The sequence below is a fragment of the Shinella granuli genome, from assembly GCF_004341885.1.
GTDB lineage: Bacteria > Pseudomonadota > Alphaproteobacteria > Rhizobiales > Rhizobiaceae > Shinella > Shinella granuli.
Map to the genome: position 1 here is coordinate 540496 of NZ_SLVX01000002.1, position 25637 is coordinate 566132.

Annotated in this window: 33 protein-coding genes; 23 read left to right on the top strand and 10 right to left on the bottom strand. The window is 63.4% G+C overall.

Annotation, left to right across the window (positions count from 1 at the left end; translation table 11 throughout):
* Positions 1 to 19 precede the first annotated feature (19 nt).
* From rplP to rplQ, 19 genes are all read left to right on the top strand, one after another.
* Complete coding sequence (rplP, locus tag EV665_RS05820) at positions 20 to 433, top strand: 50S ribosomal protein L16 (protein ID WP_024270440.1); 414 nt, start codon at positions 20 to 22, stop codon at positions 431 to 433.
* A gap of 12 nt (positions 434 to 445) precedes the next feature.
* Complete coding sequence (rpmC, locus tag EV665_RS05825) at positions 446 to 646, top strand: 50S ribosomal protein L29 (protein ID WP_024270441.1); 201 nt, start codon at positions 446 to 448, stop codon at positions 644 to 646.
* 12 nt (positions 647 to 658) lie between these two features.
* Positions 659 to 895, top strand: coding sequence for a 30S ribosomal protein S17 (gene rpsQ, locus EV665_RS05830; protein ID WP_024270442.1), 237 nt, complete (start codon positions 659 to 661; stop codon positions 893 to 895).
* A 238-nt stretch (positions 896 to 1133) separates the two neighbouring features.
* Positions 1134 to 1502, top strand: coding sequence for a 50S ribosomal protein L14 (rplN, locus tag EV665_RS05835; protein ID WP_018328276.1), 369 nt, complete (start codon positions 1134 to 1136; stop codon positions 1500 to 1502).
* A 12-nt stretch (positions 1503 to 1514) separates the two neighbouring features.
* Positions 1515 to 1826 carry a 50S ribosomal protein L24 gene (gene rplX / locus EV665_RS05840; RefSeq protein WP_064329857.1) on the top strand — a complete coding sequence of 104 codons (312 nt, stop codon included), beginning with the start codon at positions 1515 to 1517 and terminating at the stop codon, positions 1824 to 1826.
* Positions 1819 to 2376 (top strand): 50S ribosomal protein L5, encoded by a 558-nt coding sequence (rplE, locus tag EV665_RS05845; protein ID WP_064329858.1) that lies wholly within the window; start codon positions 1819 to 1821, stop codon positions 2374 to 2376. The genes rplX and rplE overlap by 8 nt, the downstream gene beginning before the upstream one ends.
* A gap of 34 nt (positions 2377 to 2410) precedes the next feature.
* The gene (gene rpsN, locus EV665_RS05850) at positions 2411 to 2716 is read left to right on the top strand and encodes a 30S ribosomal protein S14 (RefSeq protein ID WP_064329859.1); all 306 of its coding nucleotides are present in this window, start codon (positions 2411 to 2413) and stop codon (positions 2714 to 2716) included.
* A 12-nt stretch (positions 2717 to 2728) separates the two neighbouring features.
* Positions 2729 to 3127: a 30S ribosomal protein S8 gene (rpsH, locus tag EV665_RS05855; RefSeq protein ID WP_133033377.1), complete on the top strand. Its 399-nt coding sequence runs from the start codon at positions 2729 to 2731 to the stop codon at positions 3125 to 3127.
* Positions 3128 to 3169: 42 nt separating this feature from the next.
* Entirely contained in the window at positions 3170 to 3703 is a 534-nt protein-coding gene (gene rplF, locus EV665_RS05860; protein ID WP_064329861.1) for a 50S ribosomal protein L6, read from the top strand.
* Positions 3704 to 3715: 12 nt separating this feature from the next.
* Entirely contained in the window at positions 3716 to 4078 is a 363-nt protein-coding gene (gene rplR / locus EV665_RS05865) for a 50S ribosomal protein L18 (RefSeq protein ID WP_064329862.1), read from the top strand.
* A gap of 127 nt (positions 4079 to 4205) precedes the next feature.
* Positions 4206 to 4772 (top strand): 30S ribosomal protein S5, encoded by a 567-nt coding sequence (gene rpsE / locus EV665_RS05870; RefSeq protein WP_023515494.1) that lies wholly within the window; start codon positions 4206 to 4208, stop codon positions 4770 to 4772.
* Between the two features lie 13 nt (positions 4773 to 4785).
* The gene (gene rpmD, locus EV665_RS05875; protein WP_133033378.1) at positions 4786 to 4989 is read left to right on the top strand and encodes a 50S ribosomal protein L30; all 204 of its coding nucleotides are present in this window, start codon (positions 4786 to 4788) and stop codon (positions 4987 to 4989) included.
* An 11-nt stretch (positions 4990 to 5000) separates the two neighbouring features.
* Entirely contained in the window at positions 5001 to 5480 is a 480-nt protein-coding gene (gene rplO / locus EV665_RS05880) for a 50S ribosomal protein L15 (protein WP_064329864.1), read from the top strand.
* 315 nt (positions 5481 to 5795) lie between these two features.
* A complete protein-coding gene (gene secY / locus EV665_RS05885; RefSeq protein WP_064329865.1) occupies positions 5796 to 7136 on the top strand; it encodes a preprotein translocase subunit SecY in 1341 nt (446 codons plus the stop codon).
* Positions 7133 to 7717, top strand: a complete 585-nt coding sequence (locus EV665_RS05890; RefSeq protein WP_064329866.1) for an adenylate kinase — start codon at positions 7133 to 7135, stop codon at positions 7715 to 7717. The genes secY and EV665_RS05890 overlap by 4 nt, the downstream gene beginning before the upstream one ends.
* A 228-nt stretch (positions 7718 to 7945) precedes the next feature.
* Complete coding sequence (rpsM, locus tag EV665_RS05895; protein WP_064329867.1) at positions 7946 to 8314, top strand: 30S ribosomal protein S13; 369 nt, start codon at positions 7946 to 7948, stop codon at positions 8312 to 8314.
* A 249-nt stretch (positions 8315 to 8563) separates the two neighbouring features.
* Positions 8564 to 8953 carry a 30S ribosomal protein S11 gene (gene rpsK / locus EV665_RS05900; RefSeq protein WP_023513823.1) on the top strand — a complete coding sequence of 130 codons (390 nt, stop codon included), beginning with the start codon at positions 8564 to 8566 and terminating at the stop codon, positions 8951 to 8953.
* 103 nt (positions 8954 to 9056) lie between these two features.
* Positions 9057 to 10067: a DNA-directed RNA polymerase subunit alpha gene (locus tag EV665_RS05905; RefSeq protein WP_133033379.1), complete on the top strand. Its 1011-nt coding sequence runs from the start codon at positions 9057 to 9059 to the stop codon at positions 10065 to 10067.
* 44 nt (positions 10068 to 10111) lie between these two features.
* Positions 10112 to 10537, top strand: coding sequence for a 50S ribosomal protein L17 (gene rplQ, locus EV665_RS05910; protein WP_023517174.1), 426 nt, complete (start codon positions 10112 to 10114; stop codon positions 10535 to 10537).
* A 191-nt stretch (positions 10538 to 10728) separates the two neighbouring features.
* On the opposite strand, the gene msrQ is transcribed toward rplQ, so the two are convergent.
* Both msrQ and msrP read right to left on the bottom strand, forming a co-directional pair.
* Positions 10729 to 11364: a protein-methionine-sulfoxide reductase heme-binding subunit MsrQ gene (gene msrQ, locus EV665_RS05915; protein WP_133033380.1), complete on the bottom strand. Its 636-nt coding sequence runs from the start codon at positions 11362 to 11364 to the stop codon at positions 10729 to 10731.
* Positions 11364 to 12305: a protein-methionine-sulfoxide reductase catalytic subunit MsrP gene (gene msrP / locus EV665_RS05920; RefSeq protein WP_133033381.1), complete on the bottom strand. Its 942-nt coding sequence runs from the start codon at positions 12303 to 12305 to the stop codon at positions 11364 to 11366. The genes msrQ and msrP overlap by 1 nt, the downstream gene beginning before the upstream one ends.
* 194 nt (positions 12306 to 12499) lie before the next feature.
* Between msrP and EV665_RS05925 the strand changes: the two genes are divergently transcribed.
* Together EV665_RS05925 and EV665_RS05930 are read left to right on the top strand one after the other, a co-directional pair.
* The gene (locus EV665_RS05925; protein ID WP_133033382.1) at positions 12500 to 13903 is read left to right on the top strand and encodes a DegQ family serine endoprotease; all 1404 of its coding nucleotides are present in this window, start codon (positions 12500 to 12502) and stop codon (positions 13901 to 13903) included.
* Positions 13900 to 15207, top strand: coding sequence for a replication-associated recombination protein A (locus EV665_RS05930; protein ID WP_064329872.1), 1308 nt, complete (start codon positions 13900 to 13902; stop codon positions 15205 to 15207). The genes EV665_RS05925 and EV665_RS05930 overlap by 4 nt, the downstream gene beginning before the upstream one ends.
* 15 nt (positions 15208 to 15222) lie before the next feature.
* Here the strand turns inward: EV665_RS05930 and EV665_RS05935 are convergent, their stop codons facing one another.
* A complete protein-coding gene (locus tag EV665_RS05935; RefSeq protein WP_064329873.1) occupies positions 15223 to 15540 on the bottom strand; it encodes a DUF1883 domain-containing protein in 318 nt (105 codons plus the stop codon).
* A 266-nt stretch (positions 15541 to 15806) separates the two neighbouring features.
* Here EV665_RS05935 and EV665_RS05940 point away from each other — a divergent pair, with 266 nt between their 5' ends.
* Positions 15807 to 16751 (top strand): alpha/beta fold hydrolase, encoded by a 945-nt coding sequence (locus EV665_RS05940; RefSeq protein ID WP_162852977.1) that lies wholly within the window; start codon positions 15807 to 15809, stop codon positions 16749 to 16751.
* A 111-nt stretch (positions 16752 to 16862) separates the two neighbouring features.
* Here the strand turns inward: EV665_RS05940 and EV665_RS32240 are convergent, their stop codons facing one another.
* From EV665_RS32240 to EV665_RS05950, 4 genes are all read right to left on the bottom strand, one after another.
* Positions 16863 to 17039, bottom strand: coding sequence for a hypothetical protein (locus tag EV665_RS32240; RefSeq protein ID WP_162852978.1), 177 nt, complete (start codon positions 17037 to 17039; stop codon positions 16863 to 16865).
* 98 nt (positions 17040 to 17137) lie between these two features.
* Complete coding sequence (locus tag EV665_RS05945; RefSeq protein WP_133033383.1) at positions 17138 to 17776, bottom strand: alpha/beta family hydrolase; 639 nt, start codon at positions 17774 to 17776, stop codon at positions 17138 to 17140.
* A 46-nt stretch (positions 17777 to 17822) separates the two neighbouring features.
* Positions 17823 to 17993: a hypothetical protein gene (locus EV665_RS32245; protein WP_162852979.1), complete on the bottom strand. Its 171-nt coding sequence runs from the start codon at positions 17991 to 17993 to the stop codon at positions 17823 to 17825.
* Positions 17994 to 18057: 64 nt separating this feature from the next.
* Positions 18058 to 19050, bottom strand: a complete 993-nt coding sequence (locus EV665_RS05950; protein ID WP_162852980.1) for an endonuclease/exonuclease/phosphatase family protein — start codon at positions 19048 to 19050, stop codon at positions 18058 to 18060.
* Between the two features lie 257 nt (positions 19051 to 19307).
* Between EV665_RS05950 and EV665_RS05955 the strand changes: the two genes are divergently transcribed.
* Positions 19308 to 19766 carry a GyrI-like domain-containing protein gene (locus EV665_RS05955; protein WP_133033385.1) on the top strand — a complete coding sequence of 153 codons (459 nt, stop codon included), beginning with the start codon at positions 19308 to 19310 and terminating at the stop codon, positions 19764 to 19766.
* 62 nt (positions 19767 to 19828) lie between these two features.
* On the opposite strand, the gene EV665_RS05960 is transcribed toward EV665_RS05955, so the two are convergent.
* The 3 genes from EV665_RS05960 to gpt form a co-directional block, all read right to left on the bottom strand.
* Positions 19829 to 23647 carry a vitamin B12-dependent ribonucleotide reductase gene (locus tag EV665_RS05960; protein WP_133033386.1) on the bottom strand — a complete coding sequence of 1273 codons (3819 nt, stop codon included), beginning with the start codon at positions 23645 to 23647 and terminating at the stop codon, positions 19829 to 19831.
* Positions 23648 to 24273: 626 nt separating this feature from the next.
* On the bottom strand, positions 24274 to 24855 hold the full coding sequence (locus EV665_RS05965) for a hypothetical protein (protein WP_133033387.1): 582 nt from the start codon (positions 24853 to 24855) through the stop codon (positions 24274 to 24276).
* A 184-nt stretch (positions 24856 to 25039) separates the two neighbouring features.
* On the bottom strand, positions 25040 to 25537 hold the full coding sequence (gene gpt, locus EV665_RS05970) for a xanthine phosphoribosyltransferase (protein WP_064329880.1): 498 nt from the start codon (positions 25535 to 25537) through the stop codon (positions 25040 to 25042).
* Positions 25538 to 25637: the final 100 nt, after the last annotated feature.

Below are 25637 nucleotides of genomic sequence, written 5' to 3' on the forward strand. Positions count from 1 at the left end.
ATATCGGAGAAGTAAAAAAATGTTGCAGCCAAAGCGTACCAAGTACCGCAAGCAGTTCAAGGGCCGCATCAAGGGCGTCGCCAAGGGCGGCTCCGAGCTCGCCTTCGGCGAGTTCGGCCTGAAGGCTCAGGAACCGAACCGCGTGAACGCTCGCGAGATCGAAGCGGCCCGCCGTGCGATCACCCGTTACATGAAGCGTGCCGGCCGTGTGTGGATCCGCGTGTTCCCCGACGTTCCGGTCACCGCCAAGCCGACGGAAGTCCGCATGGGTAAGGGTAAGGGTTCGGTCGAATACTGGGCGGCCAAGGTCAAGCCCGGCCGTATGATGTTCGAGATCGACGGTGTTTCCGAGGAGATCGCCCGTGAGGCGCTTCGTCTCGGCTCGGCCAAGCTCTCGGTCAAGACGCGCTTCGTACAGCGCATTGCAGAGTAAGGAGCGAGCGCCATGAAAGCCGCAGACGTCAAGGCGCTGAGCGCCGACCAGCTCAACGAAGAGCTTGCCAAGCTGAAGAAGGAGCAGTTCAACCTGCGCTTCCAGAAGGCCACCGGCCAGCTCGAGAAGACCTCGCGCATCAACGAAGTCCGCAAGGATATCGCGCGCGTCAAGACCATTGCCCGCCAGAAGGCGGCAGAAGCCAAGGCCTAAGGACCAAATAATATGCCGAAACGCATTCTGCAGGGCACTGTTGTCAGCGACAAGAACGACAAGACCGTTGTCGTGCGCGTCGAACGCCGCTTTGCCCATCCCCTGCTTCAGAAGACCGTTCGCCGGTCCAAGAAGTACAAGGCGCATGACGAAACCAACCAGTACAAGGTCGGCGACGTCGTTTCCATCCAGGAATGCGCGCCCATTTCCAAGGACAAGCGCTGGACCGTCGTGTCGGCCCACGCTTAATAACAGCGGAATTTGCGCCGGGCCCTTGTGTTCGGCGCAGAAATCTGTATGAAGCAGCGCAAGGACGCTCGGAATCACGAGCGTCTTTTGCTTTGAGCGCACGGAAGGTCCCATCGGCTCGCCGATCTGAGGAAACCACCCTGGCAAGAGACCATCCCGCGCGAAAACATGAATTTCCATAAGCTGGACCAGGGGGCTTTTGCCCAACCAGTCCGGTAAAACAAGAAGGCGACCTGACATGATTCAGATGCAGACTAACCTCGACGTCGCGGATAATTCCGGCGCACGTCGTGTCATGTGCATCAAGGTGCTGGGCGGCTCCAAGCGCAAGTACGCTTCGGTCGGCGACATTATCGTCGTCTCGATCAAGGAAGCGATCCCGCGCGGCCGCGTGAAGAAGGGTGACGTGATGAAGGCGGTCGTCGTGCGCACCGCCAAGGACATCCGCCGCCCCGATGGCAGCGTCATCCGTTTTGACAACAACGCAGCCGTCCTGATCGACAACAAGAAAGAGCCGATCGGCACCCGTATCTTCGGACCGGTTCCGCGCGAACTCCGCGCCAAGAACCACATGAAGATCATCTCGCTGGCTCCGGAAGTACTGTAAGGAGCGATGGCTATGCAAAAGATTCGTAAGGGCGACAAGGTCGTCGTGCTCACCGGCAAGGACAAGGGCCGTACCGGTGAAGTTGTTCAGGTCATGCCGAAGGAAGACCGCGCGGTCGTCAAGGGGATCAACCTGGTGAAGCGTCACCAGCGCCAGACCCAGACCCAGGAAGCCGGCATCATCACCAAGGAAGCTTCGATCCACCTGTCGAACATCGCGATCGCCGACCCCAAGGACGGCAAGCCGACCCGCGTCGGTTTCAAGATCGAAGGCGACAAGAAGGTTCGTGTAGCAAAGCGTTCGGGAGTGTCGATCGATGGCTGACACCAAGTATGAGCCGCGCCTCAAGAAGGAATACGTCGAGCGTATCCGCAAGGCGCTTCAGGAGCAGTTCTCCTTCGCCAACGAGATGCAGATCCCGCGTCTCGAAAAGATCGTCATCAACATGGGCGTAGGCGAAGCCACGGCGGACTCGAAGAAGCCTACCGTTGCCGCAGCCGACCTCGCAGCGATCGCCGGCCAGAAGCCGGTCATCACGCGCGCTCGCAACTCCATCGCGGGCTTCAAGGTCCGTGAAGGCATGCCGATCGGCGCGAAGGTCACCCTGCGCGGCGCCCGCATGTATGAATTTCTGGATCGCCTCGTGAACATCGCGCTGCCCCGCGTACGCGACTTCCGTGGTCTGAACCCGAAGTCCTTCGATGGCCGTGGCAACTTCGCCATGGGTATCAAGGAGCACATTGTGTTCCCGGAGATCAACTACGACAAGGTTGATCAGATGTGGGGCATGGACATCATCGTTTGCACGACGGCAAAGACGGACGACGAAGCACGGGCTCTTCTGAAAGAGTTCAACTTCCCGTTCCGCGCCTGATCCGTAACGACAAGCGTAAAGAAGGATAACTGTTATGGCGAAAACGAGCGCAGTTGAAAAGAACAAGCGCCGCCGCAAACTGGTCGCCAGCCAGGCCGCTAAGCGTGCCGCCCTCAAGGCGATCATCCAGAACCAGGCTCTTCCGATCGAAGAGCGCTTCAAGGCGACCCTGAAGCTTGCCGAACTGCCGCGCAATGGTTCCAAGACCCGCATCCGCAACCGGTGCGAAGTCACGGGCCGCCCGCGCGCATTCTATCGCAAACTCAAGATGTCGCGTATTGCGCTTCGCGAACTGGGCAATCTCGGCAAGGTGCCGGGCATCGTCAAGTCGAGCTGGTAAGGAGACGGGCACATGGCAATGACTGATCCTTTGGGCGATATGCTCACCCGTATCCGCAACGGCGCCGCACGCCGCAAGTCCAGCGTCTCGACGCCGGCTTCCAAGCTGCGCGCCCGCGTTCTGGACGTCCTTCAGGCTGAAGGCTACATCCGTGGATATTCGGAAGTCGAATTCGGCAACGGCAAGGCCGAGCTGAGCATCGAACTCAAGTACTACGAAGGCGCGTCGGTGATCCGCAAGATCGACCGCGTCTCCAAGCCGGGCCGCCGGGTCTATGTCTCGGTCAAGTCCATTCCGCAGGTCGCGAACGGCCTCGGCATCACCATCCTTTCGACCCCGAAGGGCGTGATGGCCGATCACCAGGCACGCGAACAGAACGTTGGTGGCGAGATTCTTTGCTCGGTCTTCTAAGGCTGAGCAGGAATTTCCATAACGAACAGACAGGATAAAACAATGTCTCGTATCGGTAAGAAGCCCGTTCCGGTTCCCGCTGGTGTCACCGCGACCGTCGATGGTCAGAAGGTCACCGCGAAGGGCCCGAAGGGCGAACTGTTCTTCGTCGCGAACGACGAAGTTTCGGTGAAGCTCGAAGACAACTCTGTTGTCGTTCAGCCGGTCAACGACTCGAAGGACGCTCGTTCCAAGTGGGGCATGTCCCGCACGATGGTCGAGAACATCTTCAAGGGCGTCAAGGACGGCTACGAGCGCAAGCTCGAAATCAACGGCGTCGGTTACCGCGCGTCGCTCCAGGGCAAGAACCTGCAGCTGGCACTCGGCTTCAGCCACGACGTGGTCTACCAGACGCCGGAAGGCATCTCGATCGCTGTTCCGAAGCCGACGGAAATCATCGTTTCCGGCATCAACAAGCAGCAGGTCGGCCAGGTCGCAGCGGAAATCCGCGAATACCGTGGCCCCGAGCCCTACAAGGGCAAGGGCGTCAAGTATGCCGAAGAGCGGATTGTCCGCAAAGAAGGCAAGAAGAAGTAAGGATCACGCGAAATGGCTAGCAGGAAAGAAGCTCTCCAGCGCCGCGCCAACCGCGTGCGCCGTTCCATCAAGGCGGTCGCCAATGGCCGTCCGCGCCTGTCGGTTCATCGCTCGTCGAAGAACATCTACGTACAGGTCATCGATGACGTGGCCGGTAAGACGCTTGCGTCCGCCTCCACGCTCGACACCGATCTGCGCTCGTCTTTGAAGACGGGCGCCGACACGGCAGCAGCCGCTGCCGTCGGCAAGCTCATCGCCGAGCGTGCCGTCAAGGCAGGCGTCAAGGAGGTCGTTTTCGACCGTGGCGCCTTCATCTATCACGGCCGCATCAAGGCTCTCGCCGAAGCTGCCCGTGAAGGTGGTCTGAACTTCTGATCATTCGGCCGGGCGCCTGGTGCGCCCCGCCGATCCTCAGCAGGGTATCGGTCGCTTCCATTGCTGAAATGGGGGCGACTTTCGTCAATCTGCCGATTGCACCCGGAAAAGAAAAAGGAAAAGGACAATGGCACAGGAAAAGCGCGGTCGCGATGACCGCCAGAACCGCGAAGAGCGCGACAGCGAGTTTGTCGACAAGCTCGTCGCGATCAACCGCGTCGCGAAGGTCGTCAAGGGCGGCCGTCGTTTCGGTTTTGCAGCGCTCGTCGTCGTCGGCGACCAGAAGGGCCGCGTCGGCTTCGGCCACGGCAAGGCACGTGAAGTTCCGGAAGCGATCCGGAAGGCCACGGAAGCCGCCAAGCGCGACCTGATCTTCGTTCCGCTGCGCTCCGGCCGCACGCTGCACCACGACGTGCACGGCCGCCACGGCGCCGGCAAGGTTCTGCTTCGCTCGGCCAAGGCCGGTACCGGTATCATCGCGGGTGGCCCGATGCGCGCCGTCTTCGAAACGCTCGGCGTTCATGACGTCGTCGCCAAGTCGACCGGCTCCTCGAACCCGTACAACATGATCCGTGCGACGTTCGACGCTCTCAAGAGCCAGATGCACCCGAAGGACATCGCGGCACAGCGCGGCATGAAGTACGCCACGCTGCAGGCCCGTCGTGCGTCCGCCGGCGTCGCTTCCGAAGAATAAGGAGCTGTGAGCCATGGCTAAGAAAGAAACCGCAACCAAGATGGTGACTGTCGAGCAGATCGGCAGCCCCATCCGCCGTCCGGCCATCCAGCGCGCAACGCTGGTCGGCCTGGGCCTCAACAAGATGCATCGGGTTCGCACGCTGGAAGACACCCCGTCTGTCCGCGGCATGATCCGTGCCGTCCAGCACCTCGTTCGCGTCGTCGAAGAGAAGTGAGGGGATAGATCATGAAACTCAACGAAATCAAGGACAACGAAGGCTCCTCGAAGAACCGCAAGCGCGTCGGCCGCGGTATCGGTTCTGGCAAGGGCAAGACCGGTGGTCGCGGTGTCAAGGGTCAGAAGGCCCGTTCCGGCGTCGCCATCAACGGCTTCGAAGGCGGTCAGATGCCCATCTACCGTCGCCTGCCGAAGCGCGGCTTCAACAACATCTTCGCATCCGACTTCGTCATCGTGTCCCTGGACCGCGTCCAGAAGGCGATCGATGCCGGCAAGCTCGATGCCAAGGCGACCGTTGATGCAGCCGCCCTCAAGGCCGCTGGCGTTATCCGCCGCGAGAAGGACGGTGTCCGCATCCTCGCCGACGGCGAACTCAAGGCCAAGGTGGCCTTCGAAGTCGCCGGCGCCTCCAAGCCGGCGATCGAGAAGATCGAAAAGGCTGGCGGCTCGGTCAAGCTGCTCTCGGCCGCTGCGGAAGCCGCCGAATAATTCGACGAAATTATCGCCCGGTGTGCTTCACACCGGGCGATTTTGCTCCCATATGTGAGCCTCACAACGACGGCCGGGATTCTTCTTCCCGCTGTTGTCCGGAATTATAAGCCAGGGTGAGGCCGGGATTGCTTGACAATCCGCGTTTCAACCGGTTTAGGCTCCATCCGCCCGCTTTGCTGCACCGGCAGAGGGGCAAGACCAATTTCAGCATGGTCCATCGGTCCGAGGAGGGGCGAGGGGGCGTGCCAACGGATCAGCCAATCCGGACCTGGCCGGGCTCCCCGCCGCCGGATCGGCTTCGCGGAGAAATGCATGGCTTCGGCAGCGGAACAACTTGCCTCTAATCTCAACTTCTCGACTTTCGCCAAGGCGGAAGATCTGAAGAAGCGTCTCTGGTTCACGCTGGGCGCGCTGCTCGTCTATCGCCTCGGCACCTATATCCCCTTGCCGGGCCTCAACCCCGAAGCCTTCGCGCAGGCCTTCCGCGGCCAGTCGGGCGGCATTCTCGGCCTCTTCAACATGTTCTCCGGCGGCGCCGTCGAGCGCATGGCGATCTTCGCGCTCGGCATCATGCCGTATATCTCCGCCTCGATCATCGTGCAGCTCATGACCTCGGTCGTTCCCTCGCTGGAACAGTTGAAGAAGGAAGGCGAGCAGGGCCGCAAGATCATCAACCAGTACACCCGCTACGGCACGGTGCTGCTCGGCACGCTGCAGGCCTACGGCATCGCGGTCGGCCTTGAGAGCGGGGCAGGGCTGGTCAACGATCCGGGCTGGTTCTTCCGCATCTCCACCGTCATCTCGCTGCTCGGCGGCACCATGTTCCTGATGTGGCTGGGTGAGCAGATCACCTCGCGCGGCATCGGCAACGGCATCTCGCTGATCATCTTCGCCGGCATCGTCGCCGCCCTGCCGAGCGCACTCGCCGGCACGCTGGAACTCAGCCGCACGGGCGCCCTTTCGATCGGCGTGGTCATCGCCGTCGTGGTCATGGCCATTGGCGTCATCGCGCTCATCGTCTTCGTCGAGCGGGCCCAGCGCCGGCTTCTGATCCAGTATCCGAAGCGACAGGTCGGCAACCGCATGTTCCAGGGCGACACCTCGCACCTGCCGCTGAAGCTCAACACCGCGGGCGTCATCCCGGCGATCTTCGCCTCCTCGCTGCTGCTGCTGCCGGCAACGCTGGCAGGCTTCTCGAACACGGCCGAGCTGCCCTCCTGGGCAACGATGATCATCGCCGCCCTCGGCCACGGCCAGCCGCTCTACATGCTGCTCTATGCGGGCATGATCGCCTTCTTCGCCTTCTTCTACACGGCCATCGTCTTCAATCCGAAGGACACGGCCGACAATCTGAAGAAGCATGGCGGTTTCATTCCGGGCATCCGTCCGGGCGAGCGCACCGCCGAATATATCGATTACGTGCTGACCCGCATCACGGTCATCGGCGCGCTCTATCTTGTCTTCGTCTGTATCCTTCCCGAAATTCTCATCGCGCAGACCGGGGTGCCATTCTACCTTGGTGGTACGTCGCTTTTGATTGTTGTCAGCGTGACCTTGGATACTGTAGCACAGATACAGGGCCACCTGATTGCTCAGCAGTATGAGGGGCTGATCAAGAAGTCGAAGCTGCGTGGAGGTAAGAGGGGACGATGAGACTGATTTTTCTGGGACCGCCGGGTGCTGGCAAGGGGACACAGGCCAAGCTCCTGACGGAGAAGCACGGTATTCCGCAGCTCTCCACGGGTGACATGCTGCGGGCGGCCGTCGCCGCCGGCACCGATGTCGGCAAGCGCGCCAAGGCCGTCATGGATGCCGGCCAGCTCGTCTCCGACGCCATCGTGAACGAGATCGTGTCCGACCGAATCGGCGAGGCCGACTGTGCCAGGGGCTTCATCCTCGACGGTTACCCGCGCACGGTTCCGCAGGCCGAAGCCCTCGACCGGATCCTCGCCGGCAAGGGCCTCTCGCTCGATGCCGTGATCGAACTGAAGGTCGACGAGGATGCGCTGGTCAAGCGCATGGAGACCCGCGTGGCCGAGACGATCGCCGCGGGCGGCACCGTCCGCTCCGACGACAATCCGGAAGCCTTCAAGCGTCGCTTGACGGAATACCGCGAAAAGACCGCGCCGCTGTCGAACTACTACGCTTCGACCGGCAAGCTCCAGACGGTCGACGGCATGGCCAATGTCGACAAGGTGACCGCGGAGATCGCCGGAATCCTGGAGAACGCCTGAGATCAGGCGAAAAAGGACCGGCCGGGAGTTGACTTTTTCGGCCGATTCCCCTTATGACAGCGCCAACTCGCGACACACCATTGCGATCGGCGCGGATTTCAGAAGAACGAAGTCCGGGTGCGGTCGTTTTCGACATGTCCCGAACCTCAATTGAACAGCGGCCTTCTCGGTCGTATCGAATGAAGAAGACCACTTGCCGGATGGCAACTGGAAGCAAGGAGAACAGGCGTGGCACGTATCGCTGGCGTCAACATCCCGACTGCAAAACGCGTCGTCATCGCGCTGCGTTACATTCACGGGATCGGCCCGAAGTTTGCACAGGAAATCATCGAGAAGGTCGGTATCCCGGCCGATCGTCGCGTTCACCAGCTCACGGACGCAGAAATCCTGCAGATCCGCGAAGCCATCGACCGCGACTACCAGGTCGAAGGCGACCTGCGTCGCGAAACCTCGATGAACATCAAGCGTCTCATGGACCTCGGTTGCTACCGTGGCCTGCGTCACCGCCGTGGCCTTCCGGTCCGCGGCCAGCGCACGCACACCAATGCCCGCACCCGCAAGGGCCCGGCAAAGGCCATCGCAGGCAAGAAGAAGTAATTTCCCGGAAACGGGGAACGGGAGGCTGGCGCGCCGCGCCGGCCTCTTTTGAGTTTCGAGCGGGGCCTTGCCTTTCATCTGGCCAGGGTCCCGGTCGGTGGAGCTGCTGGCACTACGGCAGTGACGATATCGCCGCACGCATCGCCTTTCTGGGCATGCGTGCACATTACTGTTCAGGACAGGGGTTCGCCCCGGTCCGGTGGAGCCGCTGGCATTACGGCGGTGTCGAGATCAACGAAAGGACTATCCATGGCCAAGGAAGCCGCACGCGTCCGCCGTCGCGAACGCAAGAACATCACCTCGGGTGTTGCTCACGTCAACTCTTCGTTCAACAACACGATGATCACCATCACCGACGCACAGGGCAACGCCATTGCCTGGTCGTCGGCCGGTGCGAAGGGCTTCAAGGGTTCGCGCAAGTCGACCCCGTTCGCTGCCCAGATCGCTGCCGAAGACTGCGCCAAGAAGGCCCAGGAACACGGCATGAAGTCGCTGGAAGTCGAAGTCTGCGGTCCGGGTTCCGGCCGTGAATCGGCTCTGCGCGCCCTCCAGGCTGCCGGCTTCATGATCACGTCCATCCGCGACGTGACCCCGATCCCGCACAACGGTTGCCGTCCGCGCAAGAAGCGCCGCGTCTGATCATCGCATTCGAATTGCCGTGGAAGCCGGGTGACGGCTTCCGCGGATCTTCAGGGCTCGGCCGTCACGATTGGATGGTGGCGGCGAACGGAAGGCAAAACATATGATCCAGAAAAACTGGCAGGAACTGATCAAGCCGAACAAGGTCGAGTTCACCTCCTCCGGCCGCACCAAGGCAAGCCTTGTTGCCGAGCCGCTGGAGCGTGGCTTCGGCCTGACCCTCGGCAACGCGCTGCGTCGCGTTCTCCTGTCGTCGCTGCGCGGTGCGGCTGTGACCGCCGTGCAGATCGACGGCGTGCTGCATGAGTTCTCGTCCATCCCGGGCGTCCGGGAAGACGTGACCGACATCGTGCTCAACATCAAGGAAATCGCCATCAAGATGGATGGCGACGATTCCAAGCGTATGGTCGTGCGCAAGCAGGGGCCGGGCGTCGTGACGGCTGGTGACATCCAGACGGTCGGCGACATCGAGATCCTGAACCCCAACCATGTGATCTGCACCCTCGACGAGGGCGCCGAAATCCGCATGGAGTTCACGGTCAACAACGGCAAGGGCTATGTGCCCGCCGACCGTAACCGTTCCGAAGACGCGCCGATTGGCCTCATCCCGGTCGACAGCCTCTACTCGCCGGTCAAGAAAGTGTCCTACAAGGTGGAAAACACCCGTGAAGGCCAGGTTCTCGACTACGACAAGCTGACGATGACCATCGAGACCGACGGTTCCGTCACCGGCGAAGATGCGATCGCGTTCGCGGCCCGTATCCTCCAGGACCAGCTCTCGGTCTTCGTCAATTTCGACGAGCCGCAGAAGGAAGCCGAGGAAGATTCGGTTACCGAACTGGCGTTCAACCCGGCGCTCCTCAAGAAGGTCGACGAACTGGAACTTTCCGTCCGTTCGGCGAACTGCCTGAAGAACGACAACATCGTCTATATCGGCGATCTCATTCAGAAGACCGAAGCCGAAATGCTTCGCACTCCGAATTTTGGTCGCAAGTCGCTGAACGAAATCAAGGAAGTTCTCGCTTCCATGGGCCTGCACCTCGGCATGGAAGTGCCGGCCTGGCCGCCCGAGAACATCGAAGATCTCGCCAAGCGCTACGAAGACCAATATTAACCATCAAACGGCAGGCAATAGCCTGCATGTGAAGGAGAACCGAGATGCGCCACCAGAATTCCGGTCGCAAACTCAACCGTACCGCCAGCCACCGCAAGGCGATGTTCGCCAACATGGCTGCTTCGCTCATCCAGCATGAGCAGATCGTCACCACCCTGCCGAAGGCGAAGGAAATTCGCCCGATCGTCGAAAAGCTCGTCACCCTCGGCAAGCGCGGCGACCTGCACGCTCGCCGCCAGGCGATCTCGCAGATCCGCGACGTTGCCGTCGTTTCGAAGCTGTTCGACGCGATCGCCACGCGCTACGCCAGCCGCAACGGTGGCTACCTGCGCATCATGAAGGCCGGCTACCGCCACGGCGACAACGCCCCGCTCGCCGTCATCGAGTTCGTCGACCGCGACGTCGATGCCAAGGGCGCAGCCGACAAGGCCCGCGTTGCTGCTGAAGCAGACGCCGCCGAAGCCGCCTGATCCTTTTTCGGGATACGGAATGAGAAAGGCCGGGAGAGCGATCTCCCGGCCTTTTCGTTGTGGGCATTCGGGTGCCCCTCATCCCCCTGCCGGGACCTTCTCCCCGTAAACGGGGAGAAGGGGCAGAGCGGCGCGCCCATCGTTCCTCGCCCCCGTTTACGGGGAGAGGATGCCGGCAGGCAGGTGAGGGGCTATGCCCGATTGAACTGCGGCCTGCCGTCGTCGCGGCGTTTCCAGCGATTGAAGCGCGGGCGTATCGGACGCCACAGCAGCAGGAGGATGACGAGGCCGATATAGGTCCACGGCTCCGGCCCGACGACCTTCACCGACATCGCGAAATGCAGCGCGCCGGCGGCGGCGATGACATAGACGAGCCGGTGCAGCTTCACCCAGCGCGGCCCGAGCCGGCGGATCGACCAGGCATTGGAGGTCAGCGCCAGCGGGATGAGCAACACGAAGGCGGCCATGCCGATGGTGATGAAGGGCCGTTTGGCGATGTCGGCGAGGATTGCCGGAAAATTCAGGTACTGGTCGAGCAGCATGTAGGTCAGGAAATGCATCAGCACGTACCAGAAGGCGAGAAGCCCGAGCGCCCGGCGGTAGCGGATCCAGTTGATGCCCAAAAGATCGCGGATCGGCGTGATGGCGAGCGTGGCGACGAGGAAGCGCAGCGCCCAGAGGCCGAGCAGGTGCTCGAATTCCTTGACCGGATTGCCGGGCAGGCGGCCCGTCGCGCCGAGCCAGAAACCCCAGGCCGCCGGCACGAGGCCGACGGCGTAGAGCAGCCAGATCGAGGCGGCATGGTATTTGCGGGGCAGGGTGAGCATCAGTAGTTCGCCCTGAGGTCCATGCCGCTATAGAGGCCGGCGACGTCTTCCGCATAGCCGTTGAAGGGCAAAGTCGGTCGGCGGTTGGCGCCGAAGAAGCCGCCTTCGCCGATGCGGTTCTCGCTCGCCTGGCTCCAGCGCGGATGGTCGACCTCCGGATTCACATTGGCGTAGAAGCCGTATTCGCCGGGCGCGGTGAGGTTCCAGGTGGAGGGCGGCTGCCTGTCGGTGAGCGTGATCCTGACGATCGACTTGATGCCCTTGAAGCCGTATTTCCATGGCACGACGAGGCGGATCGGCGCGCCGTTCTGGTTCGGCAGCGTCTTGCCGTAGACGCCGACGGACAGGATCGTCAGCGGATGGCGCGCCTCGTCGAGCCTGAGGCCCTCGACATAGGGCCAGGACAACGACTGGAAATAGCCGGACTGGCCGGGCATTTCCTCCGGCCTGACGATGGTTTCGAAGGCGACATATTTCGCGTCGCCCAACGGCTCCACCTTGTCGAGCAGGCTGGCGAGCGGAAAGCCGACCCAGGGGATGACCATCGACCAGGCCTCCACGCAGCGCATGCGGTAGACCCGCTCCTCCAGCGGCAGGGCCATCAGCTCTTCCAGCCCGAATTCCTTCGGCTTGCCGACGAGCCCGTCGACCTTCACCGTCCAGGGTGTCGGCCGGAACTTTTCCGAATTGGCGATCGGGTCGCCCTTGCCCATGCCGAATTCATAGAAATTGTTGTAGCTGGTCACGTCCTTTTCAGGCGTCAGCGCCTCGTCCACCGCGTAGGTCGATTTCGCCGCCTTCAGGGCTTCCGCGAAAGCGGGCGTCCCCGATGCCAGGAGCGCACCGCCCGCCGCTGCCGCCAGAAACGAGCGGCGCCCAAGGAAACAGTGTTCCGGCGTGATCTGCGAAGCGGGGATGCGGGGCGGGCGGTAGAGAGACATGGCGGGCTCGATCTGTTCGGTTGCTTTGCCTGACACCTACGTAAACGCGGCCCTTGTCGTTTCAACGGCAGCGGAAGATTTGTGGCGACCACATTTTCGTGCGCGCCGCGTGAGATCGCCGCGATCTCTGCGGTTTGCCTTTTTTCCTGCGAGATCCTATCTGATCGTGACGCAGAAACGAAGGAGACTCGTCCATGCCGAACGTCCGCATCCTGCTTGCCGCCCCGCTTGCCGTTGCTCTCGCCCTTGCGGCGCCCGCAATGGCCGAGGAGCGCACCGTGCCGCAATCGCGCACGGACATGCAGCTCTCCTTCGCGCCGCTGGTCAAGCAGGTCGAGAGCGCCGTGGTCAACGTCTATGCCGAGCGCGTCGTCGAGCGCCGCTCGATCTTCGACGGCGATCCCTTCTTCGAGGAATTCTTCGGCCAGCGCATGCCGAACCGCAGCGAGAAGCAGTCCTCGCTCGGATCGGGCGTCATCGTCGGCGCAAAAGGCATCGTAGTGACGAACAACCACGTCATCGAGGGTGCGAGCGACATCAAGGTCGCGCTGGCGGATGGCCGCGAATATGAAAGCACCGTGGTGCTGAAGGACGAGCGCGTCGACCTTGCCGTCCTGAAGATCAAGGCGGATGCGGATTTCACTGCATTGCCGCTCGGCGACAGCGATGCCGTGCAGGTCGGCGATCTCGTCCTTGCCATCGGCAATCCGTTCGGCGTCGGCCAGACGGTGACGAGCGGCATCGTCTCGGCGCTGGCGCGCAACCAGGTCCGGTCCGGCGATTTCGGCTTCTTCATCCAGACGGACGCGTCGATCAATCCCGGCAATTCCGGCGGCGGCCTCATCAACATGAACGGCGAACTGATCGGCATCAACACGGCGATCTTCTCACGCGGCGGCGGCTCGAACGGCGTCGGCTTCGCCATTCCGGCCAATCTCGTGAAGACCTTCGTCGCCAGCGCCGAAAACGGCAGCGCCACCTTCGACCGCCCGTTCATCGGCGCCACCTTCGATGCGGTGACCTCGGAGGTCGCCGAGGCGCTCGGCCTGAACCGTGCCCGCGGCGCGCTGATCTCGCAGGTGCAGGCCGGCAGTCCGGCGGAAAAGGCCGGCATGAAGCCCGGGCAGGTGGTCACCGCCGTCAACGGCGTTCCGGTCGAGCATCCCGACGCGCTCGGCTATCGCCTCACGACGGTCGGCATCGGCGGCACGGCACGTGTCACGGTCGTCGCCAACGGCAAGGAGGAGGACCTGACGCTCTCCCTCGACCGTGCGCCCGAGACGACGCCGCGCGACGAGCGGCTGATCGACGGCCGCAACCCCTTCTCCGGCGCGGTCGTCGCCAATCTCTCGCCGCGCGTGGCGGAGGAACTGCGCATGCCGGCCAGCCGGACCACGGCCGGCGTCGTCGTCACCGAGGTCAATCGCGGCTCGCCGGCCGCGCGCATCGGCCTGCGGCCGCGCGACATCATCATCGCGCTCAACGGCACGGAGGTCGCCTCGACCGAAAGCCTCGCCTCGCTCGTAAACGAGGACCCGTCCATCTGGCGCGTCGAGATCGAGCGCGACGGCCAGCGCATCCGCCAGTTCTTCCGATGAGCGACCTCTTCGCCCCGCGTGAACCGGAGGAGATGGCGGCAAAGCGGCCCCTGGCCGATCGCCTGCGCCCCCGCACGCTGGGCGAGGTGTCCGGCCAGGAGCACCTGACGGGTCCCGACGGCGTGCTCTCGCGCATGATCGAGGCGGGCTCGCTCGGCTCGATGATCTTCTGGGGCCCGCCCGGCACGGGCAAGACGACGGTGGCGCGCCTCCTGTCCGGCGAAACGGGGCTTGCCTTCGAGCAGATCTCGGCGATCTTCTCCGGCGTCGCCGATCTCAAGAAGGTGTTCGAGGCCGCGCGCCAGCGCCGCATGGGCGGCCGGCAGACCCTGCTCTTCGTCGACGAGATCCATCGCTTCAACCGCGCCCAGCAGGACAGTTTCCTGCCGGTCATGGAGGACGGCACGATCGTGCTGGTCGGCGCGACGACGGAGAACCCGTCCTTCGAGCTCAATGCCGCGCTTCTCTCCCGCGCCCGCGTGCTGACTTTCAAGCCGCATGACGAACAGAGCCTTGAGGAGCTTCTGAAACGCGCCGAGGCGATCGAGGAAAAACCGCTGCCGCTCGACGAAGAGGCGCGCGCCTCGCTGCTGCGCATGGCCGATGGGGACGGGCGGGCGGTGCTGACGCTTGCCGAGGAGGTCTGGCGCGCCGCCCGCGCCGGCGAGACTTTCGGGCAGGACGATCTCTTCCGCATCGTCCAGCGCCGGGCGCCCGTCTACGACAAGTCGCAGGACGGCCACTACAATCTCATCTCCGCGCTGCACAAATCCGTGCGCGGCTCCGATCCCGATGCGGCGCTCTACTATCTCACCCGCATGCTGGATGCCGGCGAGGACCCGCTGTTCCTGTGCCGTCGCATGGTGCGCATGGCGGTGGAGGATATCGGGCTTGCCGATCCGCAGGCGCTCGTCGTCTGCAATGCCGCCAAGGACGCCTATGATTTCCTCGGCTCGCCGGAGGGGGAACTGGCGCTGGCGCAGGCCTGCGTCTATCTCGCCACCGCGCCGAAATCGAACGCCGTCTACACCGCCTACAAATCCGCGATGCGCGCGGCGAAGGAAAACGGCTCGCTGCTGCCGCCGAAGCACATCCTCAATGCGCCGACGAAGCTGATGAAGGGCGAAGGCTATGGCGATGGCTATCGCTACGACCACGACATGCCGGACGCCTTTTCCGGGCAGGATTATTTCCCGGAGAAGATGGGGCGGAAAACCTTCTACGATCCGCCCGAGCGCGGCTTCGAGCGGGAGCTGAGGAAGCGGCTGGAATGGTGGGCGAAGCTGCGTCGGGAACGCGGCTGAGGCCCGCCGCGGCCGTCAGGAGGCGGCGCTGAAGCGCTGCACGGGCTTGTGCGGGGCGAGCGGCACGACCTTGATCGACGATTCGGCCTTGCCAGGATGCCCCTCCATGTCGACCACCACATGCCAGTGGCCGTTTTCCGGGATCTTCAGCCGGATCGGCGATTGCTTGGCGACGCCGCCGAGGAACTTGTGCTGGCGGGCATTCTTGAAGAGATCGAAATTGCCATGGCTCATCAGCCGCACATTGGCGATGGCCGAGAGCGTGATCTCGATCACCGTACCGGCGCGCTGCATGTCGAGGTCGTAATGCGTGTAGGAGAAGCTGTGTGCCATGGTCTGCCCGGATATATCTGGTTTTGCGCTAATATTCGCACGCCCGGGTTAATGTTCCCTTCCGCGGAGGCAGGGTGTGGCGACCGGAAATAGAACAGCCTTTTCAATCTGTTGCCGCAGGAAGCGGATTCAATCCGGCAAGGACTTGAATCCTCTTTACAGGCGTCTGCCGAAAATTTTTCGGGCCCTGTCGGAGTAACGTCCCCGGCCGCGTCCTTGGTGCATGAAGCCGGCAGCGCCGCCGGCCGGAACCCGAGGAGACAGACATGCCGAAGATGACCATCATCACCCTTCTGACCGCCGCCCTTGCCGCCTTGGCCCCGCTTTCGGCGCAGGCGGAGGATGTGACCGAGAACCCGTTGCAGGGCGAGGCCGGCAGGCCGGACAAGGCGGGTCACCTGACGGTGAACGGCATCGACTACTATTACGAGATCCGCGGCAAGGGCGAGCCGCTGCTGCTGCTGCATGGCGGCCTCGGCCAGATCGAGATGTTCGGCGCCAACCTCAAGACGCTGCAGGACAACCGCCAGGTGATCGGCGTCGACCTGCAGGGCCATGGCCGCACGCCGCTCGGCACGCGTCCGATCGACATTGCCGCCATCGGCGCCGATATGGCCGAGCTCGTGGAGGAACTGGGCTACGACAAGGTCGACGTGCTCGGCTATTCCTTCGGCGGCGGCGTGGCGCTGCACATGGCCGCCGGGGCGCCGGACAAGGTGCGCCGCCTCGTCATCGCCTCGGCGCCCTTCGCCAGGAACGGCTTCTTCCCGGAAATGCTGCCGCAGCAGGAGGCGGTCTCCGGCGCGATGGCCGAAATGATGAAGGAAACGCCGATGTACAAGTCCTATGCCGCCGTCGCGCCTGATGTTTCCGAGTTCCCGAAGCTGCTCGACGCCATGGGCGCGGCGATGCGCGTCGACTACGACGCCTCCGATGCGGTGGCAAAGCTCGCCATGCCCGTCATGCTGATCTTCGGCGACAGCGACATGATCCGCCCGGAGCATATCGTCGAATTCTACCAGAAGCTCGGCGGCGGGCTGAGGGATGCCGGCTGGATGCGGGAGAACATGGTGAAGAACCGCCTCGCCATCCTGCCGGGCCTCACCCACTATGAGACCTTTGCGGCCCCGGCGCTTGTCGGCACGGCCCTGCCGTTCCTCAACGGCGAAACCGGTGCGCAAAGCTGGGCCGGGCAGGTGAGCGGCGAATAACCTAAAAGGAGAAGCCCGGATGCACTCCCATGCATCCGGGCTTCCGCGCGTCCGTGAGGCCGTCTGCGAGCGGCGGCCACACATCGATCGACCCCAGATCGGGGGCGCCGGCTAGTGGCAGACGCGGACGCGTTTGACGATCAGGTTGCCGTAGTAGTCGTAGCTCTTGATCTTCTTGATGAAGCAGGCGGGCTGGTAGTCGTAGCTGTAATAGCCGGCCTGTGACGGTGCGGCGAAGCCGGCGACGGCGGTGAAGGCGATGGCGGCGGCAAGGATGAGATTGCGCATGTTAAGGTCCCCTCTGGTTCGGTCGGGATGGTTCGTTCCATCCAGTGACCGAACCTTCGCATGGGACGGTTTTGGGCGCTGTTCCGTGTGGAACAGGGTCAGCCGAGATCTGCTGCCCAGGCCTTCACGGTGCGGGCCATGGTCGAAAGGTGATCGGCGGCGGTAAAGCCGGAGACGCTCTTGCGGGGCTTGAGGTCATGGTCACCGTCTTCCAGCCACAGGAAGCGGATGCGCTCCGGCAGCCCATAGCCCGGCACCTCGTCCTTCGTGCCGAAGGGGTCTCGGGTACCCTGGCAGATGAGGATGGGCGTCGTCAGCGTCATCAGGTGGGCCGTACGCAGTTGCGCCGGCTTTCCCGGCGGGTGGAACGGATAGCCGAGGCAGAGGAGGCCGGCGATGCGCCCTTCCGCAAAAAGCCCGTCCGCCACCATGCTGGCGACGCGGCCGCCCATCGACTTGCCGCCGATGACGAGCGGTCCCGCGGCGGCGAGATCCGTGACGGCCGCGCGAAATTCCGGGTTCAGCGTCTCGGCCCGGGGCGGCGGCCGGCGGCTGCCCTCGGTGCGCCGGGTGGCCATGTAGGCGAATTCGAAGCGCGCGACGCGCAGCCCCTCGGCCGCAAGAGCCTCCGCTGCCGCGTTCATTGCCGCCGAATCCATCGGCGCGCCGCTGCCATGGGCAAGAAGCAGGGTGACCGCGGCGTCGTCCCGGCCGGTGAAGAGGAAAGCGCTGCTCATCGCTGCTCAGGTCATTCGCGGCGAGGTCCGGCGTGGGCGCGACCGCTCACTTGGCGTGATCCTTGACGTCGCCGGGGGCGATCGGGTCGCTGGCCGGAAAGGTCTCCTCCAGCGCCTCTTCCAGATAATCGTCCTGCTCGGCTTCGGCCGACTTATGCTTCTGCCGGGCGCGTTCCTCCTCGAGCGACGCTTTGGGACTGTCCTTTTCCGTCGGCATGATCGTCTCCCTCAAAATGGTTTCACCCTTCTAAGATAGGGTATTTTCGCGCCCGGGCGAGGGGTCAGTTTTCCGGCAGCGCGAGCTCGACGATGACGGGCAGGTGGTTCGAGCCGAAATTCGGGCCGACGCGGTGTGCCCGCACGGAAATATCCGGCGAGACGGCGACATGGTCGATCGAGGCGCCGATATAGCCGATCGTATCGAACCTCGGGCTGAAGCGCGTGACCGGCTGCAGCCAGCCGCCCGCGGTGGAGGCAAGGCCTGCCTGCCTGAGGAAGGTGCGGAAGAAGGGCGACCAGGTCGGCGTGTTCCAGTCGCCTGCGGCGATGACCGGCGCCGTCTCGAGATCGCCGCGCACCGCATCGGCGGCGGCCGAAAGATAGGCATTGCGGTCGCGCCACTGCCACGGCCGGCGCGGCGTTTCGGGGTGGAAGGCATAGAGGAACAGCGGCTTGCCGCGCATGTCCAGTTCCAGCCGCAGCGGCTGCTTGTAGGCGCGTTCCTCGATGAAGGCGCGCTTCAGCGCGGTCTCCGAGCGGATCGGCAGGGCGGAGAAGACCTTGATGGCATCCCGCGCGAGCGTATCGCGGCTGCTTTCGTAGGCATAGAGGCCGGCGGCGGCGAGCGCCTGCTCCCAGCGCGCGGTCGTCTCCTCCAGAATGACGATATCGGGTTTTTCCCTGCGTAGCAGCGCGATGAAGGCCGCCGGATCCTGCACATTCTGTCCGAAGAGATTGGCGGTCAGCACCTTCAGGCCGCTGGTGGCGGCAGAGGTCCGGGCGGTCGGCACGTCAGCCGCCGGTATCAGGGCGATGGCAAGGCCGACGCCGGCAATCACGATCGCCTTCAGGCGCCGCGTCACCAGGGCCGCGACGACGAGCAGGCTGCCCGCGGCGATGACATAGGGCCAGGCGAAGGTGAGCAGGTCGACGAGCCAGAACCGGTCCGCGGCAAGCACGACGATGCTGACGGAAAAGAGGTAGGCAATGACGCCCGGCAGGACGAGGGCGCGGTAGGCAAGGGCAATCGGCCCGCGGCGCGGCGCTATCGGCATCGACTGTTCCTTCTGCATCACGGGACGGCAGGTCGATTCCCGTAACGGGAGGCTTGCATGTACCTCGCCCTTTCCGACACCGCAATGACATCATGCTTCAGCCCGCAGGTTCGCGGGAGAGATCGCGCCATCGCGGCAGCCTTGGAATGATTTTTCCTTCTCTCGTCCGTTTCGGTTTCAAGTTTGGCATGGCTTTCCAAGCAGTCGCTTGCGCGAAAACAATCGCGGTCATAGGTCTGCGGCGAAAAGGAGGGACCATGAACATCATCGAGACGCCGGATATGTGGGTATTGTGCCTGAAACGCCGCCTCCGCATTCCCGAGATCCGGCAGGCGGCGGCGGAACTTGCACCGATCATCGAGAAGGCGATCGGCGATCACGGCCTCACCGTCGCCGGCCCCTGGACCTTCCTAGCCCATGGCCTTCCGAAGGACGGCAGGACGCCATTCGACTGGCATATCTGCCGCCCGGTGGAGAGGCCGGAAGAATACGCAGGCGCGGTGGAGCTGCGCCATCTCGAACCCACCATCGTCGCCTCGCGGGTCCATCAAGGATCCCTGCGCACGCTCTTCACCCAGGGTTATGCACCGCTGGTCGCGGAGATCGAACTGTCGCGGCACGTCTTTTCCGGCGAAAGCCGGGAAGTCTATCACGGCTGGAACGGGCCGGGCGCCACCTGCCACAGGATCGAGATCCAGTTCGAACTTGCCCGCTGAATGAAAAACCCCGGGGATCGCTCCCCGGGGTTCTGCTTTATCCTGTTGCCGAAGGGCCGCAATTAGCTGCAGCCGCTCGTCGAGCCGCAGGTGTCGCACTTCTCGCAGGTGCCGTTGCGCACCATCGTGAAGTTCTGGCACTCGGAGCACATGTTGCCGGTGTAGCCCTGGGCGATGGAGCGCATGCGGCGCTCGTTCTCCAGCTTCTTGGCATCGGCCTTGGCGCTGGCGGCTTGGGCGGCGGCCTTGTCGGAGAAGAGGGCAGTGATGCTCTCGGTTGCTTCCTCGGCCGTTTCGTCCGCGATCTCCTCGGCAAGTTCGGCCGCGCGCTCCTCGTAGTCGCGCTTGAAGGCGACGATCTCGGAGGAGGAGATCGCCGTCACCGGCTCGATCTTGCGGGCCGCGCTGCCGGCGAACGAGGTGATGTTGCTGACGGACGAGGCCTTGGCCGGGGCGGCGGTGGCGGCGCCCTTGGGTTCTGCCAGCGGGCGATCGCCGCCCTGGCCGCCCTGGATGAGCGTCGGCTTGTGGCCGCGCGTCCAGCCGGTCGAGATCAGGTTCGTCTTGCCTTCCTGGATGCCCTTGCCGAGCGCCGTGTTGGAGAAGTCGGACGTATCGACATGGGCAAGGTCGTGGCGGCCGAGATAGGAGACGGCAAGCTCGCGGAAGACATAGTCGAGGATCGACGTCGCGTTCTTGATCGCGTCGTTGCCCACGACGATGCCGGCCGGCTCGAACTTGGTGAAGGTGAAGGCCTCCACATATTCCTCCAGCGGCACGCCGTACTGCAGGCCCAGCGAGATGGCGATGGCGAAGTTGTTCATCATCGCGCGGAAGGCGGCGCCTTCCTTGTGCATGTCGATGAAGATCTCGCCGAGGCGGCCGTCGCCGAATTCGCCGGTGCGCAGATACACCTTGTGCCCGCCGATGACGGCCTTCTGGGTGTAGCCCTGGCGGCGGTTCGGCAGCTTCTCACGCTCGCGCACCACGCGCTCGATGATCTTCTCGACGATCTTTTCCGTGACCGCCACGGCCTGGGCGGCGGCCGGGCTTGCGACCAGCGCCTCGATGGCGTCATCCTCGTCCTCCGCGTCCTCGATCAGCGAGGCGTTGAGTGGCTGGGACAGCTTCGAGCCGTCGCGGTAGAGAGCGTTCGCCTTCAGCGCGAGCTTCCAGGAGAGCATGTAGGCGTTCTTGCAGTCCTCGACGGTTGCCTCGTTCGGCATGTTGATCGTCTTGGAGATGGCACCCGAGATGAACGGCTGGGCGGCCGCCATCATGCGGATGTGGCTTTCGACCGAAAGGTAGCGCTTGCCGATCTTGCCGCAGGGATTGGCGCAATCGAAGACCGGCAGGTGTTCTGCCTTGAGGAAGGGCGCGCCTTCCAGCGTCATCGCACCGCAGACATGGATATTGGCGGCCTCGATCTCCTTCTTCGTGAAGCCGATATGCTCCAGCAGGTTGAAGGACATGTCGGCAAGCTGTTCGTCCGAGACCTTCAGCACGTCCTTCAGGAAGTCGGCGCCGAGCGTCCACTGGTTGAAGGCGAACTTGATGTCGAAGGCGGACTTCAGGCCGGCATTGACGGCCTCGATCTTGTCTTCCGGAAAACCCTTGGCCTTCAGCGAGCCGGGGTTGACGGCGGGTGCCTGGTTGAAATTGCCATGGCCGACGGCATAGGCCTCGATCTCGGCGATCTGGCTTTCCGAATAGCCGAGCGTGCGCAGGGCTTCCGGAACGGCGCGGTTGATGATCTTGAAGTAGCCGCCGCCGGCGAGCTTCTTGAACTTCACCAGCGCGAAGTCGGGCTCGATGCCGGTGGTGTCGCAGTCCATGACGAGGCCGATCGTGCCGGTCGGCGCAATCACGGTCGTCTGGGCATTGCGGTAGCCGTGCTTCTCGCCGAGTTCGACGGCCTTGTCCCAGGCGGCGACGGCATGGGCGACAAGCGCCTCATCCGAGCAATCGGCATGGACGAGGGCGACCGGGTTCACCGAAAGGGCCTCGTAGCCGGCGGTCTCGCCATAGGCGGCGCGGCGGTGGTTGCGCATGACGCGCAGCATGTTGTCGCGGTTCGGCGCGAAATTCGGGAAGGGGCCGAGTTCGCTGGCCATCTCGGCCGAGGTTGCATAGGCGACACCGGTCATGATGGCGGTCAGGCTACCTGCGATGGCGCGGCCTTCGGCCGAATCATACGGAATGCCCGAGGACATCAGCAGGCCGCCGATATTGGCATAGCCGAGGCCGAGCGTGCGGTATTCGTAGGAGAGTTCGGCGATCTGGCGCGACGGGAACTGGGCCATCATCACCGAGATTTCGAGCACGATGGTCCAGAGACGGACGGCGTGTTCGTAGTCGGCGATGTTGATCTTCTTCGTCGCCGCATCCTTGAACTGCAGGAGGTTCAGCGAGGCGAGGTTGCAGGCCGTGTCGTCGAGGAACATGTATTCCGAGCACGGGTTCGACGCGCGGATCGGGCCGGCGGCCGGGCAGGTGTGCCAATCGTTCATCGTCGTGTTGAAGTGCAGGCCCGGATCGGCCGAGGCCCAGGCGGCGTAGGAGATCGATTCCCACAGGTCCCGCGCCTTCAGCGTCTTCATGACCTTGCCGTCCTTGCGGGCGGTGAGGTGCCAGTCGCCGTCATTCTCGACGGCGCGCAGGAAGTCGTCCTTCAGCGAGACGGAATTGTTCGAGTTCTGGCCGGAGACGGTGAGATAGGCTTCCGAATCCCAGTCCGTGTCGTAGGTCTTGAACTCGATGTCCTTGTAGCCCTGCTTGGCGAACTGGATGACGCGCTTGATGTAGTTTTCCGGAACCTGGTCCTTCTTGGCGGCACGGATCTCGCGCTTGAGGGCCGGGTTCTCGGCGGGATCGAAGCAGGCGTCGTTGTCGGCCGAGCAATTCACGCAGGCCTTCATGATGGCCTTGAGGTGCTTGGCGACGATCTTCGAGCCGGTGACGAGGGCCGCCACCTTCTGCTCTTCCTTGACCTTCCAGTTGATGTAGTCCTCGATATCGGGATGGTCGATGTCGACCACGACCATCTTGGCCGCGCGGCGCGTCGTGCCGCCCGACTTGATGGCGCCGGCCGCGCGGTCGCCGATCTTCAGGAAGCTCATCAGGCCGGAGGAACGGCCGCCGCCCGAAAGCCTTTCGCCTTCGCCGCGCAGGTGCGAGAAGTTGGAGCCGGTGCCGGAGCCGTATTTGAAGAGGCGCGCCTCACGCACCCAAAGGTCCATGATGCCGTTCTCGTTGACGAGGTCGTCCTCGACGGACTGGATGAAGCAGGCGTGCGGCTGGGGATGCTCGTAGGCGGACTTGGACTTGGTAAGCTTGCCGGTGAAGGGGTCGACATAGAAATGGCCCTGGCCGGGGCCGTCGATGCCGTAGGCCCAGTGCAGGCCCGTGTTGAACCACTGCGGCGAGTTCGGGGCGACGCGCTGCGTGGCGAGCATATAGGCGAGTTCGTCCTTGAAGGCGGCAGCGTCTTCCTCGGAAGCGAAATACTTGCCCTTCCAGCCCCAGTAGGTCCAGGTGCCGGCGAGGCGGTCGAAGACCTGGCGGGCGTCGGTTTCCGAGCCGTAGCGCTCACCCTCGGGGAGCGCCTTCAGGGCTTCGGTGTCCGGCACGGAGCGCCACAGGAAGGAGGGGACGTCGTTCTCCTCGACCTTCTTCAGGCGTGCCGGCACGCCGGCCTTGCGGAAATATTTCTGCGCGAGGATGTCGGCGGCGACCTGGGAGAACTGGGCCGGCACGTCGATATCCGCAAGGCGGAAGACGATGGAGCCGTCCGGGTTCTTGATCTCGCTCACGGCCTTGCGGAATTCGATTTCCGCATAGGCCGACTGGCCGGGTTTGGTGAAACGACGTTCTATGCGCATTGTCCGTTGTCCTTCGCTGCCGCATCCTGCCTCAAAAACAGGGCGCAATTTATCCCCGTCCGGCCGCAATAGCTTGCAGCCAGCCCAAATCGTCCAGTCCGTGCGGGAAAGCCGATCGATCTCGACTTCCTGTATCTTGTGCTGAGTATGGCTGCAAATACTAAATATAGTATCAACAGCTTCCTTTTTCCAGCCCAATCGGATGCGGTGGCGTTTCAGGAAAACGTGCGCGAGAAAACCCGTGCGGCGAGCGGATCATCCACCCGGCCACATGCGCATGATACGCGATTTCATGATGAGAACCGACCTCGTAACACTCCGGTCCAGTCGCCGCCGCAACTTGGATTTCATTAACCTCATCTGGCCGATTCCCGTCAAGGGCTGGTTTGTGAAGGAAGTTTGAACGCTACATCTTGTGCCTGTCGGCTGTGGAAAATGGGGACATCGCCGGATGCCTGAAAAATCAGCGGGTTCCGGGCAAAAGGGGGGAGGCGGCGGCACGCGGCTGTGGAAAAGCGAGAAAAATTACAGGTAAATTTCCGGGGTCTTTTCCACCCCCCGACTTCAGGGAATAGCCACCCGGACGGAGTTGTGATCCGTGGATAAAGTGATTCTCTTCCGTAACGTCAGAGCGCGTCGAGATTGACGCCGACGGTGATGGCCCCGATGACGGTGCCGGTTGCCGGGTCGCGGAGCGGCAGGCTCGCCTGGGATTGCATGAGCTGGGTGGACTCGTCGCGCTCCGCCTCCTCTATATGGAGGGCGCCGGTGCCGAAGCTCTTCTGCCATTTCGCTTCGTCCCCCTGCCAGTAGTCGGAGGTGACGTCGCTCTGGCCGACGTTCAGGCCGCGATTGTCCATGACGAAGATTTCGGTGATGAGGCCTTCCGCCGCCTGCTGGCGGCCCTTGAGGTAGAGCGAGAGGGGATTGGAGAGCTGTGCCTCGATCATCGGCCGGTCGGCGCTGGAAAGCTCGCTGCGCCAGCGGGCGTCGAGATCGTCGATCTCCGCCTGGCCGAGCTCGGCATGGGCGGCGTTCTGGGCGATGACGGCATTGAGGATCGCGGGCTCGTCAAGCCAGGGACGCACGTTCGCGTCGATGAAGTCGGCGACCGCGGTGACCCGCACGTCCTGCTGCGCGCCGGCCGTCTCGCTGAAGAGCAGCACGCCGACGAGAGCTGCCGCGATTGCCGGCCTTGCGTAGCGCATCCGTGCCCATGCCTCCCATCACCGCAGAGGCGCGGTGAATATAAGCACTATCTTTGTCAGGAATTGCGGAAAGATTAAGCCGGCAGGTGCGGTCCGCATCCACCGGCCATCAGCGAAAAAAAACGCCGGATCAGCATGTTGCGTCGCAGCGCGACTGCTGTTTCACGCCGTCGCACATGGCGGCTCAGCCGCGCGTGCCCTTGGCGATCGGCTCCTGGTAGGTGAAGCCCATATCCCAGGGGAAGTAGATCCAGGTATCCTGGCTGACCTCGGTGACGAAGGTGTCGACCAGCGGGCGGCCCTTCGGCTTGGCATAGACGGCGGCGAAATGCGCCTTCGGCAGCATGGCGCGCACCTCGGCGGCGGTCTTGCCGGTATCCGTCAGGTCGTCGACGATGAGGATGCCTTCGCCACCTTCCTTGCTGAGCTCCTCCGAGATGCCCTTCAGGACATGCATTTCGCCCTGCGAGACATAGTCATGATAGGAGGCGACACAGACGGTCTCGATGACGCGGATGTTCAGTTCGCGCGAGACGATCGCCGCCGGCACGAGGCCGCCGCGGGTGATGCAGACGATCGCCCGCCACTCACGCCCGCCATCCGCCAGCCGCCAGGCAAGCGCGCGCGCGTCGCGATGAAACTGATCCCAGGATACGGGGAAGGCTTTGTCGGGCAGCGACATGGCGGGCTCCTGATAGGCAGAAAAAGAAGATTCCCTCTCCGTAGCGCAGTTCGGCACCCATGAAAATCATCGCCCGGCCGCAGAAGCCGGGCGATCCACA

What these genes read in the sequence shown, in the direction of transcription:
- rplP (WP_024270440.1), top strand. Translation starts at nt 20, where the DNA reads ATGTTGCAGCCAAAGCGTACCAAGTACCGCAAGCAGTTCAAGGGCCGC.
- rpmC (WP_024270441.1), top strand. Translation starts at nt 446, where the DNA reads ATGAAAGCCGCAGACGTCAAGGCGCTGAGCGCCGACCAGCTCAACGAA.
- rpsQ (WP_024270442.1), top strand. Translation starts at nt 659, where the DNA reads ATGCCGAAACGCATTCTGCAGGGCACTGTTGTCAGCGACAAGAACGAC.
- rplN (WP_018328276.1), top strand. Translation starts at nt 1,134, where the DNA reads ATGATTCAGATGCAGACTAACCTCGACGTCGCGGATAATTCCGGCGCA.
- rplX (WP_064329857.1), top strand. Translation starts at nt 1,515, where the DNA reads ATGCAAAAGATTCGTAAGGGCGACAAGGTCGTCGTGCTCACCGGCAAG.
- rplE (WP_064329858.1), top strand. Translation starts at nt 1,819, where the DNA reads ATGGCTGACACCAAGTATGAGCCGCGCCTCAAGAAGGAATACGTCGAG.
- rpsN (WP_064329859.1), top strand. Translation starts at nt 2,411, where the DNA reads ATGGCGAAAACGAGCGCAGTTGAAAAGAACAAGCGCCGCCGCAAACTG.
- rpsH (WP_133033377.1), top strand. Translation starts at nt 2,729, where the DNA reads ATGGCAATGACTGATCCTTTGGGCGATATGCTCACCCGTATCCGCAAC.
- rplF (WP_064329861.1), top strand. Translation starts at nt 3,170, where the DNA reads ATGTCTCGTATCGGTAAGAAGCCCGTTCCGGTTCCCGCTGGTGTCACC.
- rplR (WP_064329862.1), top strand. Translation starts at nt 3,716, where the DNA reads ATGGCTAGCAGGAAAGAAGCTCTCCAGCGCCGCGCCAACCGCGTGCGC.
- rpsE (WP_023515494.1), top strand. Translation starts at nt 4,206, where the DNA reads ATGGCACAGGAAAAGCGCGGTCGCGATGACCGCCAGAACCGCGAAGAG.
- rpmD (WP_133033378.1), top strand. Translation starts at nt 4,786, where the DNA reads ATGGCTAAGAAAGAAACCGCAACCAAGATGGTGACTGTCGAGCAGATC.
- rplO (WP_064329864.1), top strand. Translation starts at nt 5,001, where the DNA reads ATGAAACTCAACGAAATCAAGGACAACGAAGGCTCCTCGAAGAACCGC.
- secY (WP_064329865.1), top strand. Translation starts at nt 5,796, where the DNA reads ATGGCTTCGGCAGCGGAACAACTTGCCTCTAATCTCAACTTCTCGACT.
- EV665_RS05890 (WP_064329866.1), top strand. Translation starts at nt 7,133, where the DNA reads ATGAGACTGATTTTTCTGGGACCGCCGGGTGCTGGCAAGGGGACACAG.
- rpsK (WP_023513823.1), top strand. Translation starts at nt 8,564, where the DNA reads ATGGCCAAGGAAGCCGCACGCGTCCGCCGTCGCGAACGCAAGAACATC.
- EV665_RS05905 (WP_133033379.1), top strand. Translation starts at nt 9,057, where the DNA reads ATGATCCAGAAAAACTGGCAGGAACTGATCAAGCCGAACAAGGTCGAG.
- rplQ (WP_023517174.1), top strand. Translation starts at nt 10,112, where the DNA reads ATGCGCCACCAGAATTCCGGTCGCAAACTCAACCGTACCGCCAGCCAC.
- msrQ (WP_133033380.1), bottom strand. Translation starts at nt 11,364, where the DNA reads ATGCTCACCCTGCCCCGCAAATACCATGCCGCCTCGATCTGGCTGCTC.
- msrP (WP_133033381.1), bottom strand. Translation starts at nt 12,305, where the DNA reads ATGTCTCTCTACCGCCCGCCCCGCATCCCCGCTTCGCAGATCACGCCG.
- EV665_RS05925 (WP_133033382.1), top strand. Translation starts at nt 12,500, where the DNA reads ATGCCGAACGTCCGCATCCTGCTTGCCGCCCCGCTTGCCGTTGCTCTC.
- EV665_RS05930 (WP_064329872.1), top strand. Translation starts at nt 13,900, where the DNA reads ATGAGCGACCTCTTCGCCCCGCGTGAACCGGAGGAGATGGCGGCAAAG.
- EV665_RS05935 (WP_064329873.1), bottom strand. Translation starts at nt 15,540, where the DNA reads ATGGCACACAGCTTCTCCTACACGCATTACGACCTCGACATGCAGCGC.
- EV665_RS05940 (WP_162852977.1), top strand. Translation starts at nt 15,807, where the DNA reads ATGCCGAAGATGACCATCATCACCCTTCTGACCGCCGCCCTTGCCGCC.
- EV665_RS32240 (WP_162852978.1), bottom strand. Translation starts at nt 17,039, where the DNA reads ATGCGCAATCTCATCCTTGCCGCCGCCATCGCCTTCACCGCCGTCGCC.
- EV665_RS05945 (WP_133033383.1), bottom strand. Translation starts at nt 17,776, where the DNA reads ATGAGCAGCGCTTTCCTCTTCACCGGCCGGGACGACGCCGCGGTCACC.
- EV665_RS32245 (WP_162852979.1), bottom strand. Translation starts at nt 17,993, where the DNA reads ATGCCGACGGAAAAGGACAGTCCCAAAGCGTCGCTCGAGGAGGAACGC.
- EV665_RS05950 (WP_162852980.1), bottom strand. Translation starts at nt 19,050, where the DNA reads ATGCCGATAGCGCCGCGCCGCGGGCCGATTGCCCTTGCCTACCGCGCC.
- EV665_RS05955 (WP_133033385.1), top strand. Translation starts at nt 19,308, where the DNA reads ATGAACATCATCGAGACGCCGGATATGTGGGTATTGTGCCTGAAACGC.
- EV665_RS05960 (WP_133033386.1), bottom strand. Translation starts at nt 23,647, where the DNA reads ATGCGCATAGAACGTCGTTTCACCAAACCCGGCCAGTCGGCCTATGCG.
- EV665_RS05965 (WP_133033387.1), bottom strand. Translation starts at nt 24,855, where the DNA reads ATGCGCTACGCAAGGCCGGCAATCGCGGCAGCTCTCGTCGGCGTGCTG.
- gpt (WP_064329880.1), bottom strand. Translation starts at nt 25,537, where the DNA reads ATGTCGCTGCCCGACAAAGCCTTCCCCGTATCCTGGGATCAGTTTCAT.